Genomic DNA, 17,070 nt, shown 5'->3' with positions numbered 1-17,070 from the left:
TGATCGGGGCGGCGCCCGCCCCAATCGATAGTTCTCTTCATCAGGCGTCTGGCGCCAGCCGGTGTCAGCCCTTGAGGACCTCGACCAGCGTCTTGCCAAGCTGCGCCGGTGAAGGCGAAACACGGATGCCCGCTGCCTCCATGGCCGCAATCTTGTCTTCCGCGCCGCCCTTGCCGCCGGAAATGACCGCGCCGGCATGACCCATCGTCCGGCCCGCAGGGGCCGTGCGGCCGGCAATGAAGCCGGCCATCGGCTTCTTGCGGCCACGCTTGGCCTCGTCGGCGAGGAACTGCGCTGCATCTTCCTCAGCCGAGCCACCGATTTCACCGATCATGATGATCGACTTCGTCGCTTCGTCAGCGAGGAACATTTCCAGGACATCGATGAACTCGGTACCCTTGACCGGATCGCCGCCGATTCCGACAGCGGTCGTCTGGCCGAGGCCCTCGTTCGTCGTTTGGAACACTGCTTCATAGGTAAGTGTCCCGGAGCGGGATACAACACCCACCGAGCCTTTCATGAAGATGTTGCCCGGCATGATCCCGATCTTGCATTCCTCAGGCGTGAGAACGCCCGGGCAGTTCGGGCCGATCAGACGCGATGTCGAACGATCGAGACGCGCCTTGACCCGCACCATGTCCATGACCGGGATGCCTTCGGTGATGCAGATGATCAAAGGAACTTCCGCATCGATGGCTTCGATGATGGCTTCGGCCGCGCCTGCAGGCGGCACATAGATCACAGAGGCATTGGCGCCGGTGCGGTCCCTGCCTTCGGCAACCGAAGCGAAAATCGGCAGCTGCGCGCTGGCGCCGGTCGGCAACTTGCCTTCCCAGGTCTCGCCGCCCTTTTTCGGATGGATGCCGCCGACCATCTGCGTGTCGTAATAGGCGAGCGCCTGTTCGGTGTGGAAAGTACCGGTCTTGCCGGTCAGGCCCTGAACGAGAACCTTGGTGTCTTTGTTGACAAGAATAGACATGCCTTAGTTTCCCTTCACCGCCTTGACGATTTTCTGCGCTGCATCGTCGAGGTCGTCGGCCGACGTAACGTTAAGGCCGCTCTCGTTGATGATCTTCTTGCCAAGCTCGGCATTGGTGCCTTCGAGGCGCACCACGAGAGGAACCTTGAGACCGACTTCCTTGACCGCCGCGATAACGCCCTCGGCAATGACATCGCACTTCATGATGCCGCCGAAGATGTTGATCAGGATGCCTTCCACGGCCGGATCGGCAGTGATGATCTTGAACGCCGCCGTTACCTTCTCCTTGCTCGCGCCGCCGCCGACGTCGAGGAAGTTAGCCGGCTCAGCACCATAGAGCTTGATGATGTCCATTGTCGCCATGGCGAGGCCGGCGCCGTTGACCATGCAGCCGATATTGCCGTCGAGGGCGACATAGGCGAGGTCGTATTTCGACGCCTCGATCTCCTTGTCGTCCTCTTCCGAGATATCACGCAGTTCGACGACGTCAGGGTGGCGGAAAAGCGCATTGCCGTCGAAGGAGACCTTGGCGTCGAGAACGCGCAGGCGGCCATCCTTCATGACAATGAGCGGATTGACTTCGAGCAGGCTCATGTCCTTCTCGGTGAATGCCTTGTAGAGCGCCGGGAACAGCGACTCCCCATCCTTGCGCGCTTCGCCGGTGAGGCCATAAGCGTCGCTGATCTTGGCGATATCATCCGCGGTCACGCCCTTTTCAGGATCGATCGCGACGGCGATGATCTTTTCTGGCGTATCGTGGGCGACGGCCTCGATGTCCATGCCGCCCTCGGTTGAAACGACAAAGGACGGACGGCCGACCGAGCGGTCGACGAGGATCGACAGATAAAGTTCACGCTCGATATCGGCGCCGTCCTCGATATAGAGGCGGTTGACCTGCCTGCCGGCGGGGCCGGTCTGCTTGGTAACCAGCGTGTTTCCGAGCATTTCCTTGGCATTGGCAACGACTTCCTCGACCGAGCGGGCCAGGCGAACGCCGCCCTTTGCGTCAGGGCCGAGTTCCTTGAACTTGCCCTTGCCGCGACCGCCCGCATGGATCTGGCTCTTGACCACATAAAGCGGGCCCGGCAGCGTCTTTGCCCATTCTTCCGCCTGTTCGACGGAATAGACGGCAACGCCGTTGGCGATCGGCGCACCAAAAGTGTGCAGCAGACGTTTCGCCTGATATTCGTGAATATTCATTTAGCTGTTTCCTCTCGAAAAATCCCCGCGCGGAGGATTGTTTCAGAATGGTCCGGGGCCGGATTTACTTGAGGTTCGGGGCGATGCCGATGCAGGCTTCGCAAAGACCTGCAACAGATGCGACGGAATTTTCGAAGGCCTTTTCCTCGGTCTTGTTGAGGTCGATCTCGATAACGCGTTCGACGCCGCCTGCACCGATGATGACTGGTACGCCGACATACATGTCCTTGACGCCGTACTGCCCGGAGAGGTGGGCAGCAACGGGCAGAACGCGCTTCTTGTCCTTGAGATAGGCTTCCGCCATCTGCACGGCCGATGCCGCGGGCGCATAATAGGCCGAGCCGGACTTGAGGAGGCCGACGATCTCGGCGCCGCCATCACGCGTGCGCTGCACGATCTGGTCGAGCTTTTCCTGGCTCGTCCAGCCCATCTTAACCAGGTCCGGCAGCGGAATGCCCGCAACCGTGGAATAGCGCGTCAGCGGAACCATTGAGTCGCCGTGGCCGCCGAGAACGAACGCAGTGACGTCTTCCACTGAAACCTTGAATTCTTCAGCCAGGAAATAGCGGAAACGCGCGCTGTCGAGAACGCCGGCCATGCCCACGACCATGTTTTTCGGCAGGCCCGAAAACTTCTGCAGCGCCCAGACCATCGCGTCCAGCGGATTGGTGATGCAGATGACGAAAGCGCCGGGCGCATATTTCTTGATGCCGGCGCCGACCTGTTCCATGACCTTGAGGTTGATGCCGAGAAGATCGTCGCGGCTCATGCCCGGCTTGCGCGGCACGCCGGCCGTAACGATGACCACGTCAGCGCCTTCGATGGCGGAATAGTCATTGGCGCCGGCAAGCTTGGCGTCGAAATCATCCACTGGCGAAGACTGGGCAATGTCGAGTGCCTTGCCCTGGGGCATGCCCTCGGCGATGTCGAAGAGCACGATGTCGCCGAGCTCCTTGAGCCCGATCAGATGTGCAAGCGTTCCACCGATCATGCCTGAACCGATGAGGGCGATTTTGTTACGTGCCATGCTGGTTGCTTCCTTGATCTGAAGTCTTGACGGACGCCTAAGAACACATTTGGATAGTCAAGCCGCCAGACGGCAAACCTATGACAACATGCCCTTGCGTTGGGACGTTCGAATATTCCTCTTTGAAAAATAACTCAACCGAAAATTTTAACCCCAATGAATTCAATCGTTTAGATTTAACGGGATTTACGTAAACGTCAATTGGTTCTGAGTTTTTCGAGCGCATTCAAGCCTGTTTCTATCACGCATAACTTGTCAGATTGATGATATTGCCGGGAGTTTTCAGGCTTCCCCTGGCTCCCTAAACGCCCGCCGATTTCGGCTCTGCACGCGAATGTGTTGTGCCGGTTGCAGCAATATAGTCCTCGCTCTGCATTTCGAAGAGCCGCGATGCCGTGCGGTCGAATTCGAATGCCTCGGTGCCGGTTTTGGCGTGGTAGAGTTGGTCGGGGGTAGCAGCAGCCGACATTACCAAGTGAACCTGATTGTCGTAGAGAACATCGATGAGAATGATGAAGCGCTTCGCTTCGTTGCGACGAGGGTAGTCGAGGACGGGTACGTCGTCGATGAAGACTGTGCGGTAGCGCTCGACAATCGCCATGTAGTCGGCCGCACCGAGCGGTTTCGAACATAGGTCTGCGAAGCTGAAGCGGGCTGTACCGCGAGTCGCTTGCGGGATCGAAACCGTGTGCCCCTTCACTTTCAAACTATCCGGCGTGACAACCGCTCCGTCTGTCGCCGCGTGCCAGGCCGCGTCCATCTGCCGTTTTGTTTCGTCGCCGAGCGGCGAAAGATAGACCGGCAGATGATTGAGCTTTTCCAGGCGGTAGTCGGTGCGCGCGTCGAGACTGACGACATCAACATGTGTCTTTAGAAGCTCCACGAACGGCAGGAACAGCTGCCTGTTGAGACCGTCGCGATAAAGATTGTCGGGCGCCACATTCGAAGTTGCGACCAGAACCACACCCCGTTCGAACAAGGCACGGAAAAGCCGCGACAGGATCATGGCGTCGGCAATGTCGGTCACCGTGAATTCATCGAAGCACAGAACCCAGGCCTGCTCGGCCAGGGCCTCGGCGACGGGTGGAATCGGGTCGTCCTGCTTGGTATCCCCGTTCTTCAGCGCTTGCCGGTGCGCATTGATGCGCTCGTGCACATCCGCCATGAAATCGAGAAAATGCGCGCGTCGCTTGCGCTTTGCCGGAACAAGCTGGTGGAACATGTCCATCAGCATCGTCTTGCCGCGACCTACCTCGCCATGGATATAAAGGCCCTTGATAAAATCCCGCCGCGGCGCCTTCCGGCCGAAAAGCCAGCCGAGGGCGCTCGACTTCGTCGCCAGTCGCGTCGTGGCCAATTCATGGATCAGCCGGTCGAAGCGATTCGCCAGGCGTTGCTGCGCCGGATCAGCCTCGATGTCGCCGGCAGCCGCGAGCGCATCATAGCGCTCGCGGACCGAAGGAAAGACTTTCAGATTGTCGTGCGACATGCGCGGTGCAGTCTCCGCGGGCGCCGGCGGATGCCGGCGCGCCGTGCTTGGTTATCGCGATAGACGCAGCGACTGTCCGCCGGATGTCTGGCCGTCGAAGCTAGACTGGCCCGTAGAATAGAGCTTGGCGACCGTGCCGCCCGCCGCATCAAACAGCGTCAGCTGCTTGCCGCTCACGGCCCACGACGAGAGGTTGGCGAGTTCGCCCGGGCAACGCAACGGACCGGCGCGGTAACCCTGGCCGAACTTTGTTTGCGGTGTCGCGATCTTGCAACTCTGGCCGCCCATCGAAGCATTCCACACACCGGCGACGCTGCCTGCGGTCAAATCCGGCGCATTTTCCGGCGGGATTGCGGCAACCTGGGTGTTTGGTTGGGTACCGGTCCCCGGGGTGCCCGTGGTCGGAGCGGTCGGAAATTGATTTGCGCCACCGGGCGGCGGCAACTGGCTCGAACTCACGCTACCGGACGGTGCCGGCTGAAGCGGGGCGGGACCCGAAGACACGGGGTCAAGCCGCGAACTCTGGCATCCTGCCAGTACCATGCCTACAGCGGCAACGGTCAGCAAATTGACTTTCAAAGACCCCATAACCTCAGCTCTCCATCTGCGCATTCGAACTCCGGAATGCGATTCCATTTGGCAAATATTAACCGCGATACAAAGGTGAACTCGGCGAAATTTCAACCCGCGCATCGAAAAAACAGCCACATTCAAAGCCCAATCGGCGGCAAGAATTCGCGAAAGTAGCCGGAAATGACAATATCGCCACACCTTGCACGTGCTGACGCCCGCATACGTATATTGGCGCCATTAACCAATTCAACCATTTCAAGGTGAATAAAGTCTTATATCGAAACGCTTTGCCCGACGCCTCCGTCCGCGACACCATTGATTACTGGCGGCACTGGCAATTTTCCACCAATTCCGCCATATAGGCCCCATACGAATGGGAAGTGGCGGCAACGGGCAAGCAACAGGCATGGCAGGACAGGTGCAATTTGCGAAAATGAACGGCCTCGGCAACGAAATCATCGTTGCCGACATGCGCGGTCGTGCCGATCGCATTGCCCCCCACGCAGCCATGGCACTCGACCATGATCCGGCGACGAAGTTCGATCAGATCATGGCAATCCACGACCCGCGAACCGTCGGAACCGAAGCCTATATCGAGATCATCAATTCGGATGGCAGCCAGGCGCAGGCCTGCGGCAACGGTATGCGTTGCGTCGTGCAGGCACTCAGCGTCGAAACGGACAAGCGCGCCTTCACATTCGAGACGATCGCCGGAATCCTTACGGCGCAGGAACATACTGACGGCCAGATTTCCGTCGACATGGGTATTCCGCGCTTCGACTGGCGCGACATTCCGCTCGCCGAACCCTTCCACGATACGCGCCGGATCGAGCTTCAGATCGGGCCGATCGATGCGCCAGTCCTGCACTCGCCCTCCGTCGCGAGCATGGGCAATCCGCATGCCATCTTCTGGGTCGATCAGGATGTCTGGACCTACGACCTCGAACGCTTCGGACCGCTTCTCGAGAATCATCCCATCTTTCCCGAGCGCGCCAATATCTCCATCGCTCATGTGACCAGCCGCAATGCCCTGACGTTGCGCACGTGGGAACGTGGCGCCGGCCTTACGCGCGCCTGCGGTTCGGCCGCCTGCGCCGCTGCCGCTTCCGCTGCGCGTACCGGACGCACCGACCGTACCGTGACCGTTACCGTGCCCGGCGGCCCGTTGCTGATCGAATGGCTCGACAACGACCATGTCATCATGACCGGACCGGCCGAGTGGGAATTTGCCGGCAGCCTCGACCCGCAAACCGGCGCTTGGCAGCGCGAAGAAGCGGCATCGTCTCAGGGAGCCGCCTGATGGGCGTCGACGTCGTCACGTTCGGCTGCCGTCTCAATACCTATGAGTCGGAAGTGATGAAGCGCGAGGCCGATGCAGCGGGTCTCGGCACGCTGGAAAATGGCGCCATCATTTTCAACACCTGTGCCGTAACTAGCGAGGCGGTTCGCCAGGCCCGGCAGGCGATCCGCAAAGCCCGGCGTGACAATCCCGCAGCACGGATCATCGTCACGGGCTGCGCCGCGCAGACGGAAGCCGAAGCATTCGCCGAAATGGACGAGGTCGACCTCGTGCTCGGCAACGAGGAAAAGCTCAAGCCGAACTCCTACCGCATGCTGCCGGATTTTGGCGTCAACCAGTTCGAGAAGGTTCGGGTCAACGACATCATGGAGGTGCGCGAAACCGCATCGCACATGGTCGACGCCATCGAGGGCCGCGCCCGCGCCTTCGTGCAGGTCCAGAACGGCTGTGACCACCGCTGCACCTTCTGTATCATTCCCTATGGGCGTGGCAACTCCCGCTCCGTCCCGATGGGCGGTGTGGTCGAACAGGTGAAGCGACTGGTCGGCAATGGCTACGCCGAAGTGGTCCTCACCGGCGTCGACATGACAAGCTACGGGCCCGACCTGCCGGGAAACCTGCGCCTTGGCAAATTGGTCAAGACGGTACTGAAATCGGTTCCGGACTTAAAGCGGCTGCGTCTTTCCTCGATTGACTCCATCGAGGCCGACGACGATCTGATGGAAGCGCTCGCGACGGAGCCGCGGCTGATGCCGCATTTGCATCTCTCGCTCCAGTCCGGCGACAACATGATCCTGAAACGCATGAAGCGCCGGCATGCGCGGGAGAATTCGGTCGCATTCTGCGCCGAAGTCCGGACAATCCGTCCCGACATCGTGTTCGGTGCCGATATCATCGCCGGTTTTCCCACCGAAACGGATGAGATGTTTGAAAACTCCATCCGCATTGTTGAAGAATGCGGCCTGACAAACCTGCATGTCTTCCCGTTCAGTCCCCGCAAGGGAACGCCCGCGGCTCGTATGCCGCAGATCGAACGTAGCATCGTCAAGCAACGGGCAGCTCGGCTGCGTGCTGCGGGCGACGTGGCATATAACATGCATCTCGACGGGCTCATCGGCACCACGCAGAAGGTTCTCGTTGAACGCGACGGCATCGGGCGCACCGAGGGCTTCACGCTCGTCGGCATCGATAGCGGCGTCCCGGGGCAAATAATTGAGCGGACGATCGGCGGGCACGACGGTAACAAGCTGCTTGCAACCGGTCGCGACCGGCGCGCAGCATAACAGGCAAAGCAGCATTCATGGCTCTGGGGTTCATCAAGAAGATTTTCTCTTTCGGCAAGAAGGAGGTCGAAGAGGTTTCGGCAGAAGAACCGCAGGTTGCAGCGGAGGCTCAGGAAAGCCTCGCCCTGCCTGCCGATGACACCGTAGCGTCCGCGCCGTCGGGCGAGGAAGCGGTGGAAGAGGCGGCAGTTTTGCCAGCCGAAGCGCTCGGCGCCATTGAGGTTGAATCGCCGGTTGCGGACGAGCCCGAGACGGAGCCGGAAACTGTAGCGGAATCCGAACCCGAAATTCTGCCAGAAATTGCCCCAGTCGTGGTCGAGCAGGTCGAAGCCGTAGCGGAAGCGAGCGGGCGGGCCGAACCCGAACATATACCAGCCTTCGAACCACACGCAGTCCCGGTCGAATCCGCGCCCGTTCCCGAGGAACCTGAACCCGAGCCGGAAGCTGCCGACGAACCGTCAGGGATCGCGATCGACATGATCCCTGGCCCGATGGATGACGCGGATATCGAGCCGGTCGAAATTCCGGCCCCGGAAGCGCCAACGGCGGATATCGAGCCCGCGGGAGCCGTCGATACACCGGCACCTGTCGCCAAGCCGTCCACCAACAAAGTGACAGTGACCAGGTTCGTAGAGGACAAGAAGCCGCATGAGCCCTTGCCCGCTGAGCCGGCCAGGCGACTCTCCTGGTTCGAGCGCTTGCGCAAGGGCTTGTCGCGCTCGTCGCAGCAGCTCGGCGATTCGATTGGCGGGATCTTCACCAAGCGCAAACTCGATGAAGATACGCTGCAGGATCTTGAGGATGTCCTTATCCAGGCCGATCTCGGCATGGAAACCGCCATTCGCGTGACCGATGCATTGAGTGCGACGCGCTATGGCAAGGATATCAGCACCGATGAAGTGCGCACCATCATGGCGACCGAGATCGAGAAGGTCTTGGGACCCGTCGCCAAGCCGCTTGAGCTCGACCTATCCCATAAGCCGCATGTGATCCTCGTGGTCGGCGTCAACGGTACTGGCAAGACGACGACCATCGGCAAGCTTGCCGCCAAGCTGACGGCCGGCGGCCTGAACGTCATGCTGGCGGCAGGAGATACTTTCCGCGCCGCTGCGATCGAACAGCTGCACATCTGGGGCAAGCGCACCGGCGCGCCGGTCGTATCGTCCAAGCTCGGCGCGGATGCAGCGGGCCTCGCCTTCGATGCCTGGAAACAAGCCAAGGAAGCCGGCAGCGACGTCCTGATCATCGATACTGCGGGGCGGCTGCAAAACCGCGCGGAGCTGATGGAAGAACTCGCGAAGATCGTTCGCGTGCTCGGCAAGCACGATCCCGAGGCTCCGCATACGGTGTTGCAGACCCTCGACGCCACCACCGGGCAGAACGCCCTCAACCAGGTCGAAATCTTCAAGAACATCGCCGGCGTGAACGGCCTTGTCATGACCAAGCTTGACGGCACCGCGCGCGGTGGCATTCTTGTGGCCATATCGGCCAAGCACAAATTGCCTGTCTATTTCATCGGCGTCGGCGAACAGGTCGATGACCTCGAACCCTTCGCCGCCAAAGATTTCGCCAAAGCCATTGCGGGAGTCGCATAATGGACCAATCAGTATTCGAACGCGACCCGTCGGATCCGGCACACAAGGACGTCAATCCTTTCCTCAAGCTGGCGCTCGAACTCGGCCCGCTCATGGTCTTCTTCTTCGCCAATTCGCGCGGGGAATGGCTGGTGGAACACCTTCCTTTCCTCGCCAATATTGGCGGTCCGATCTTCATCGCGACCGCCTTGTTCATGGTGGCGACGGCGGTGGCACTCGGCGCATCCTGGCTCCTTTTGCGCACCCTGCCGATCATGCCGCTCGTATCGGGCATCGTTGTGTTCGTCTTCGGCGCGCTGACTTTGTGGCTTCACAACGAAACCTTCATCAAGATCAAGCCGACGATCATAAACACGCTGTTCGGCGTCATCCTGCTGGGTGGTCTCTTCTTCGGCAAATCCCTGCTCGGCTACGTCTTCGACAGCGCCTTCCGGCTGAACGCCGAAGGCTGGCGCAAGCTCACGCTGCGTTGGGGCATCTTCTTCCTGTTCTTGGCAGTCCTGAATGAAGTGATCTGGCGCAGTTTCTCGACGGACTTCTGGGTCGCCTTCAAGGTGTGGGGCACGATGCCCCTCACTCTCATCTTCACCTTTGCCCAGATGCCGCTGGTCATGAAATATTCCCTCGACCACCCAGCTGCCGAAAAGGCAGGAAACAACGGCAAGTAGCTGCGCTCGACGATTATTGATTTGCCTTGAGCGCCGCCTCAATGGCCGGCATTAGTTCGTCGCGGATCGACTTTTCGCTGAGCGGTCCGACATGCTTAAAGGCGACGTTCCCGTCGCGACCGATCAGGAAGGTTTCGGGAACGCCGTAAACACCCCATTCGATCGCGGCACGTCCGCTGTCATCCGCACCGACCACGGCATATGGGTTGCCAAGCTCACGAAGAAAGCCCAGCGCATTCTCGGCCTTGTCCTTGTAGTTGAGGCCGGCAAGCTGAAACCGCTTGTCCTCACCCAATTTCATGAGCAGCGGATGTTCCATTCGGCATGGCACACACCAGGAACCGAAGACATTGAGCAGGGTCACCTGGCCCTTGAAGCTTGCCGGATCTAGGCCGCCGACCGGCTGTCCGTTCCGGGTTAGTCCCGGGATTGCCGGCAGCGACAACGCCGGCGCAGGCTTGCCGATCAGCGCCGAAGGGATGACCGATTCATCGCGCCCAGATGCGAGCTGAAAGGCAAAGATTGCGGCAAGGCCGATGAAGATGATCAACGGCAGGAATACGAAAAACGAGTTGCGTTTGGCCCGCGGCGGTTGAAGTCCTTCCTGCTGGCTCAAGGTTGCGCACCCTTCCCCTCGGAGCGGCGACGCACGCCGCGCGACTCCAGCTCACGTAGCGCCCGGTTTTGCAGGCGCTGATCGATGAAGACCCACCCGATCAATCCGGCGAGCGCAATAAATGATACGCCATAGGCGGCTATGATAAACCCCGCGTGGCTGCTCATTGCACCGGCCCCCGGTCGGCATTGCGGGCCGCGACACGGCGCATGGCGACAACCCGGCGACGCCAGATTTCGTTGCGCATCGCCATCAGGTGCAGGGTGAAAAATAGGAGCGTGAATCCGATGGCCATGACGAGCAGCGGCCGCAGCAGCGAACCGTCAATGGTTGAACCGCCCATGCGAAAAACCGAAGCCGGTTGATGCAGCGTATTCCACCAATCGACGGAAAACTTGATGATCGGAATGTTGATGAAACCGACAAGCGTCAGGATTGCCGTCGCCCTTGCGGATTTCGCCGGATCATCCATGGCGCGGGTGAGCGCGATGATGCCGAGATACATGAGGAACAGCACGAAGACCGAGGTCAGCCGCGCATCCCACACCCACCATGTGCCCCACATGGGTTTGCCCCAAAGCGAGCCGGTGATAAGCGCAAGAGCCGTGAAGACTGCGCCGATGGGCGCCGCGGCCTTTGCTGAAACATCGGCGAGCGGGTGACGCCAGACCAGCGTGCCAAGCGCAGCAATGGTCATGATCGTATAGCACATCATCGAAAGCCAGGCGAAAGGCACGTGGATGAACATGATCTTGACCGTCGCGCCCTGCTGGTAATCGTCCGGCGCCTGCATCGACATCCACAGCCCGCCCGCCAGAACGATCAGCGTCAGCCCGGCAAGCCATGGCAGGATCACCCCGGCAAAGCTCATGAACCGCGTGGGGTTTGCCCGGTCGATCCAGCGTCCGGTCTTTGAAACAGTCTCACTCATGCTCGTTTCTTAGCTTTCCGGTGCCCGTTGCGCAATTCACCTCTCTGTCAGTCCGCCGACGATTTCAGCGCCGCAGCTGCTGCGAGCGGCCCCAGCACTGCAAAAAACAGAGTAATCGCAGCGAGAATAAGGAAGGGTGCCAGAAACGGCGCGGGATCTTCAACTGCGCCATAGGACGCAGAGACGCCGAAGATGAGGACCGGCACAGTCAGCGGCAGGACTATGACGGATACGAGGAGCCCGCCCCGGGGCAAGGACACGGCGACGGCAGCGCCGACGGCGCCGATCAGGGTTATAGCCGGCGTTCCGACAAGCAGCGTTGCCGTGGTCGCACCAATGGCTGCAGGTTCCATGTTCATGAAGAGGCCAAGCAGAGGCGAGGCGATCACCAGTGGCAGCACGCTCACCGTCCAATGCGCGAGGCATTTGACCAGCACTGTCAGCGTCAAGAGGTGCCGTTCGGAGGCCATGATCAGGAGGTCGAGCGAGCCGTCGTCGCGGTCTGCCTGGAACAGCCGGTCGAGACCGAGCAAGGTGGCGAGCAGAGCCCCTATCCACAACATAGCCGCACCTATGCGTGCAAGCAGTTTGAGATCGGGGCCAACGCCGAACGGAACGACAGCAATCACGGCAAGAAAAAATAGAACGCCGATGAGGACACCGGCTCCCGATCGTAGCCCAAGCCGCACTTCCCGAACAAAGAGCGCTCCCATCAGGCGGGCGCTCCCAGCCTGAGTTCACCCGCGACCTCGAGGCCAAGCGGAAGATGTGTCGCTGCGATCACGATACCGCCATTTCCAAGGTGCTCCTGCATCAGACCGGCAAATTGCAGCTCCGACGCCTTGTCCAATCCTGCAGTGGGCTCATCGAGCAGCCACAGCGGACGGTCGCTGACGAGAAGCCGGGCAATGCTGGCCCGGCGCTTCTGGCCGGTCGACAGATAGCCGAAGGGAAGATGCGCAATGTCGCCAAGGCCGACCTTGTCGAGCGCGGCAATGACGGAGCGTTTTCCCGCTCCATTGAACGCGCGCCAGAACTCCAGGTTTTCTTCGATGCTGAGCACTGGTTTCATGGCGTTGAGATGCCCAAGGTAGTGGGCAAGCTGCGCCACCTCGTCCAAGTTTTCCGAACCCTCGACCACGCGCAGCGAGCCAGCGGAGCGGGCAAGCAGCCCGGCGATGATTCGCAGGAGCGTCGATTTCCCCGCGCCGTTCGGACCCGTCACCAACAGCGCCTCTCCGGCCGCCACCGTGAAGTCCAGATTGGAAAACAGCGTTTCCCCGCCGCGCTCTCCAGCCAGTTTTTCGGCGACTAACCGCATGTTTTGCCCGCTCTCGTCTATCCCCAATCGCCGCGTGATCATTTCGACGCAGCATGCATTTTTTCCGAATGTCGGTCTGGCACAGATCGGCGAAAAACTCTATATAGGCCTCAACCATGCCAGCGGTCGGTGTGGAAACAATTTTTGGCCGATCTCGGATACGGACGCCCGTTAGGGAACTGTGTCGGGACGGACAGCGGAAATGACTGCACCCGCACCTTAGCGCGTCCTTGAAACGCGGCAAAGGCGTTCGTCCCGGGTTAGGCCGCAGCATAAGGACGAACGCAGAATGTCTCAAATCGACAGTTTCAAATCCCGTAAGACCCTCACCGTCGGGGGCAAGGAATATGTCTATTACAGCCTGGTAGAAGCGGAAAAGAATGGTTTGGAAGGCATCTCCAGACTGCCGTTTTCCATGAAGGTTCTTCTCGAAAACCTGCTTCGCTTCGAAGACAACCGCTCGGTTTTCAAGAAGGACATCGAGAACATTGCCAAGTGGCTCGTCGACCGCGGCAGCGCCGGCGCTGAAATCGCCTATCGGCCCGCGCGCGTGCTGATGCAGGACTTCACCGGCGTTCCAGCCGTCGTGGACCTCGCAGCCATGCGCGACGCCATGGTCAATCTCGGCGGTGATCCCGAGAAGATCAATCCGCTCGTCCCGGTGGACCTCGTCATCGACCACTCGGTCATCGTCGACGAATTCGGCAACCCGCAGGCGTTCAAGCGTAATGTCGATCTCGAATATGAGCGCAATGGCGAGCGTTACCGCTTCCTGAAGTGGGGCCAGCAGGCGTTCAAGAATTTTCGGGTTGTGCCGCCCGGTACCGGCATCTGCCATCAGGTCAATCTCGAATATCTGGCGCAGGGTGTCTGGACGAAGGAAGAGGATGGCGTCACCGTCGCCTACCCCGACACCTGCGTCGGCACCGATTCGCACACGACGATGGTCAACGGCCTTGGCGTGCTCGGCTGGGGCGTTGGCGGCATCGAGGCTGAGGCATCCATGCTCGGCCAACCGGTCTCCATGCTCCTTCCGGAAGTCATCGGCTTCCGCCTGACCGGCAAGGTCAAGGAGGGCGTCACCGCGACCGACCTCGTTCTCACCGTCGTCCAGATGCTGCGCAAGAAGGGTGTCGTCGGCAAATTCGTCGAGTTTTTCGGACCGGGTCTCGAAAGCATGACGCTGGCCGACCGGGCGACGATCGGCAATATGGGTCCGGAATACGGCGCGACCTGCGGTTTTTTCCCGATCGATGGTGAAACCATCAATTACATGCACATGTCGGGCCGCGACGAAGACCGCCTTGCCCTGGTTGAAGCCTATTCGAAGGCGCAGGGCATGTGGCGCGAGAGCGATTCGCCGGATCCGGTCTTCACCGACACGCTTGAACTCGATCTCGGTACTGTCGTGCCCTCCATGGCGGGACCAAAGCGCCCTGAAGGCCGCATTGCGCTGGAAGGCATCGCTTCCGGCTTCCACGAGTCCCTGCAAAAGGAATACAAGAAGACGACGCAGCTCGACGCGCGCTACGCGGTCGAAGGCGAGGACTACGATCTCGGCCATGGCGACGTTGCCATCGCCGCCATTACCTCCTGCACCAACACCTCGAATCCGAGCGTCCTCATCGCCGCAGGGCTCCTTGCCCGCAACGCGGCCGCCAAGGGCCTGGGGTCGAAGCCCTGGGTCAAGACGTCGCTTGCCCCCGGATCGCAGGTGGTTGCCGCCTATCTCGAGAACGCCGGGCTGCAGAAGGAACTCGACAAGCTTGGCTTCAACCTTGTTGGCTTCGGCTGCACGACCTGCATCGGCAATTCCGGCCCGCTGCCGGCGCCGATCTCCAAGACGATCAACGACAAGGGCCTGATCGCGGCCGCCGTACTTTCGGGCAACCGCAACTTCGAAGGCCGTGTCTCCCCGGACGTTCAGGCGAACTACCTCGCCTCGCCGCCGCTCGTTGTCGCCTATGCGCTCGCCGGTACGGTGACGAAGGATCTCACCACCGAGCCGCTCGGCGAAGATCAGAACGGCAACCCGGTCTTCCTCAAGGACATCTGGCCGTCATCGCATGAGATCCAGGAGTTCATCGTAAAGAACGTTACCCGCGCACTGTTTGCATCGAAATATGCCGACGTCTTCAAGGGTGACGAGAACTGGCAGGCTGTGCAGGCGCCTGCCGGCCAGACCTACGCGTGGGACGACCAGTCGACCTATGTGCAAAACCCGCCCTACTTCGTCGGCATGGGCAAGACGCCCGGCAAGGTCAACGATATCAAGGGTGCACGCATCCTTGGTCTCTTCGGTGACAAGATCACCACCGACCATATTTCGCCGGCCGGTTCGATCAAGGCGGCTTCGCCTGCCGGGAAGTACCTCACCGATCACGGCGTCGCCCCGCTGGACTTCAACCAGTACGGCACGCGTCGAGGCAATCATGAGGTCATGATGCGCGGCACCTTCGCCAATATCCGCATCCGCAACCACATGCTTGGTGAGAACGGCCGCGAAGGCGGCTACACGATCCATTATCCTTCCAAGGAGGAAATGCCGATCTACGATGCTGCCATGCAGTATCGTACGGAGAATGTGCCGCTGGTGATCTTCGCCGGCGTCGAGTACGGCAATGGTTCGTCGCGTGACTGGGCGGCCAAGGGCACCAGCCTTCTCGGCGTCCGCGCCGTTATCGCTCAGTCGTTCGAGCGCATCCACCGTTCGAATCTCGTCGGCATGGGAATCGTGCCATTCGTTCTCGAAGACGGCACGAGCTGGCAGTCGCTCGGCCTCAAGGGCGACGAAATCGTCTCGATCGACGGGCTTGCCACGATCCAGCCGCGCCAGAAGACATTCGCCACGGTCACCTATGCCGATGGCAGTGTCAAACAGGTGCCGCTCATCTGCCGCATCGATACGATCGACGAGCTTGAATATCTGAAGAACGGCGGCATCCTGCAGTACGTGCTGCGCGATCTCGCCGCCTGACGCTCCAATGACATGAGTATTGAAGGGCCGCCGGGTGATCGGCGGCCCTTTTGAATGAATGTGAGCCAAAACGTGATCGAATTCACCTCAAAGTGACTTCCCCTTGAAAAGTGCGGCTCCTATCAATCTTCTCGCAATCCTTTTATCCGACAACAATCCCACTCGAATTGGGAAGAGAATTTAACCCGTGTATCTGCGCAAACTTTCCAGACGCTTGCTGATCGGCGCACCGCTCATTGCTGCGGCCGCCTATGTGCTTCCGGTCTGCGCTGATGATGTTGGCAAGAAACCCGAGGGCGTTGTCGAACTCTATACGTCGCAGGGTTGCGGATCCTGCCCTCCCGCGGACGCGGTACTCAAGGAACTCGTCGCGGAAGGCAAGGTCGTCGCGCTCGCCTTTCACGTGGATTATTGGGATTATCGGGGCTGGATCGACACGCTCGCCCTGCCTGAAAACACCGAACGCCAGAATGCTTATCGCGTCGCACTGGGCCTCAATGGCGTCTATACGCCCCAGGTGATTATCAACGGCCGTGTCCACGTCAACGGACAGGATGGACAGAAGATTCGCCGCCGCATCGCCGAGATGCGCGATACCGATTCGGGCCTTACCATTCCGGTCAATATTGCCAAGGCAACGCCCGACCGCCTCGTCATCGATATCGGCCAAGGGCCAGTACCGACAAAACCTGTCCGCGTCCTCCTCGCCTATTTCAATCGCGAATCCATCGTGGCCATTCCGGATGGCGAAAATATCGGGCGCAAGGTCAGCTATGCCAACAGCGTGCGTGCGATGGAAACCGTCGGCATGTGGGACGGCAAGGCCCAGAAGATTGAAATACCGATCAGCGAAATTGCCAGCAAGAAGTCGACAGGATGTGCCGTGCTTCTGCAGGAGATGCTGGGCGAGGGTCAGCCAGGACCAATTATCGGCGCGTCGATCATGGCCGCCAAACAGTAGCGGAAGGCGCTCTCCTAAACAAAAACAGGCCGGATAAATCCGGCCTGAGATATTGGGGCATGTTGCCATTCAGGGAGACTGATGGTTCGGCCCAAACAACCCGTTGGGCGGGGGCTTGGGGTATCGGACTGTCAAGACCGAACCGTCTCA

The 17,070-nt window shown here is 60.1% G+C and carries 16 protein-coding genes; 6 read left to right on the top strand and 10 right to left on the bottom strand.

Going from position 1 to position 17,070, the window contains the following annotated elements; genetic code table 11:
* Window positions 1-64 precede the first annotated feature (64 nt).
* The 5 genes from sucD to BLR72_RS09175 all read right to left on the bottom strand — a co-directional run bounded on the left by sucD (window position 65) and on the right by BLR72_RS09175 (window position 5,283).
* Window positions 65-979 carry a succinate--CoA ligase subunit alpha gene (gene sucD / locus BLR72_RS09195; RefSeq protein WP_091947579.1) on the bottom strand — a complete coding sequence of 305 codons (915 nt, stop codon included), beginning with the start codon at window positions 977-979 and terminating at the stop codon, window positions 65-67.
* 3 nt (window positions 980-982) lie between these two features.
* On the bottom strand, window positions 983-2,179 hold the full coding sequence (gene sucC, locus BLR72_RS09190; RefSeq protein WP_091947576.1) for an ADP-forming succinate--CoA ligase subunit beta: 1,197 nt from the start codon (window positions 2,177-2,179) through the stop codon (window positions 983-985).
* Window positions 2,180-2,243: 64 nt separating this feature from the next.
* Complete coding sequence (gene mdh / locus BLR72_RS09185; protein WP_091947573.1) at window positions 2,244-3,206, bottom strand: malate dehydrogenase; 963 nt, start codon at window positions 3,204-3,206, stop codon at window positions 2,244-2,246.
* A gap of 301 nt (window positions 3,207-3,507) precedes the next feature.
* Complete coding sequence (gene zapE / locus BLR72_RS09180; RefSeq protein ID WP_091947571.1) at window positions 3,508-4,695, bottom strand: cell division protein ZapE; 1,188 nt, start codon at window positions 4,693-4,695, stop codon at window positions 3,508-3,510.
* A 51-nt stretch (window positions 4,696-4,746) separates the two neighbouring features.
* Complete coding sequence (locus BLR72_RS09175) at window positions 4,747-5,283, bottom strand: AprI/Inh family metalloprotease inhibitor (RefSeq protein ID WP_027230987.1); 537 nt, start codon at window positions 5,281-5,283, stop codon at window positions 4,747-4,749.
* Between the two features lie 391 nt (window positions 5,284-5,674).
* Between BLR72_RS09175 and dapF the strand changes: the two genes are divergently transcribed.
* From dapF to BLR72_RS09155, 4 genes are read left to right on the top strand one after another with little or no spacing between them, the layout of a single operon-like run.
* A complete protein-coding gene (dapF, locus tag BLR72_RS09170; protein WP_091947568.1) occupies window positions 5,675-6,568 on the top strand; it encodes a diaminopimelate epimerase in 894 nt (297 codons plus the stop codon).
* A complete protein-coding gene (gene mtaB / locus BLR72_RS09165) occupies window positions 6,568-7,851 on the top strand; it encodes a tRNA (N(6)-L-threonylcarbamoyladenosine(37)-C(2))-methylthiotransferase MtaB (protein ID WP_091947566.1) in 1,284 nt (427 codons plus the stop codon). Before dapF ends, mtaB begins: the two co-directional genes overlap by 1 nt.
* 17 nt (window positions 7,852-7,868) lie before the next feature.
* Window positions 7,869-9,446: a signal recognition particle-docking protein FtsY gene (gene ftsY, locus BLR72_RS09160; RefSeq protein WP_091947563.1), complete on the top strand. Its 1,578-nt coding sequence runs from the start codon at window positions 7,869-7,871 to the stop codon at window positions 9,444-9,446.
* Window positions 9,446-10,114: a septation protein A gene (locus BLR72_RS09155; RefSeq protein ID WP_091947559.1), complete on the top strand. Its 669-nt coding sequence runs from the start codon at window positions 9,446-9,448 to the stop codon at window positions 10,112-10,114. The genes ftsY and BLR72_RS09155 overlap by 1 nt, the downstream gene beginning before the upstream one ends.
* Window positions 10,115-10,127: 13 nt before the next feature.
* On the opposite strand, the gene BLR72_RS09150 is transcribed toward BLR72_RS09155, so the two are convergent.
* From BLR72_RS09150 to ccmA, 5 genes are read right to left on the bottom strand one after another with little or no spacing between them, the layout of a single operon-like run.
* On the bottom strand, window positions 10,128-10,730 hold the full coding sequence (locus tag BLR72_RS09150; protein WP_091947556.1) for a DsbE family thiol:disulfide interchange protein: 603 nt from the start codon (window positions 10,728-10,730) through the stop codon (window positions 10,128-10,130).
* A complete protein-coding gene (ccmD, locus tag BLR72_RS09145; protein WP_027230981.1) occupies window positions 10,727-10,897 on the bottom strand; it encodes a heme exporter protein CcmD in 171 nt (56 codons plus the stop codon). Before ccmD ends, BLR72_RS09150 begins: the two co-directional genes overlap by 4 nt.
* Window positions 10,894-11,661, bottom strand: coding sequence for a heme ABC transporter permease (locus BLR72_RS09140; RefSeq protein ID WP_091947553.1), 768 nt, complete (start codon window positions 11,659-11,661; stop codon window positions 10,894-10,896). The genes ccmD and BLR72_RS09140 overlap by 4 nt, the downstream gene beginning before the upstream one ends.
* A gap of 47 nt (window positions 11,662-11,708) precedes the next feature.
* Entirely contained in the window at window positions 11,709-12,374 is a 666-nt protein-coding gene (gene ccmB, locus BLR72_RS09135) for a heme exporter protein CcmB (protein WP_091947550.1), read from the bottom strand.
* Window positions 12,374-12,982 carry a heme ABC exporter ATP-binding protein CcmA gene (gene ccmA / locus BLR72_RS09130; RefSeq protein ID WP_091947548.1) on the bottom strand — a complete coding sequence of 203 codons (609 nt, stop codon included), beginning with the start codon at window positions 12,980-12,982 and terminating at the stop codon, window positions 12,374-12,376. The genes ccmB and ccmA overlap by 1 nt, the downstream gene beginning before the upstream one ends.
* A gap of 289 nt (window positions 12,983-13,271) precedes the next feature.
* Here ccmA and acnA point away from each other — a divergent pair, with 289 nt between their 5' ends.
* Window positions 13,272-15,959 carry an aconitate hydratase AcnA gene (gene acnA / locus BLR72_RS09125; RefSeq protein ID WP_091947545.1) on the top strand — a complete coding sequence of 896 codons (2,688 nt, stop codon included), beginning with the start codon at window positions 13,272-13,274 and terminating at the stop codon, window positions 15,957-15,959.
* Between the two features lie 187 nt (window positions 15,960-16,146).
* Window positions 16,147-16,920: a DUF1223 domain-containing protein gene (locus BLR72_RS09120; RefSeq protein ID WP_175492318.1), complete on the top strand. Its 774-nt coding sequence runs from the start codon at window positions 16,147-16,149 to the stop codon at window positions 16,918-16,920.
* The last annotated feature ends 150 nt before the right edge of the window (window positions 16,921-17,070 follow it).

Origin of the sequence: Phyllobacterium sp. YR620, from assembly GCF_900104165.1 — a bacterium.
Classification (GTDB): domain Bacteria; phylum Pseudomonadota; class Alphaproteobacteria; order Rhizobiales; family Rhizobiaceae; genus Phyllobacterium; species Phyllobacterium pellucidum.
This window is presented reverse-complemented; position numbering and strand designations above follow the sequence as displayed.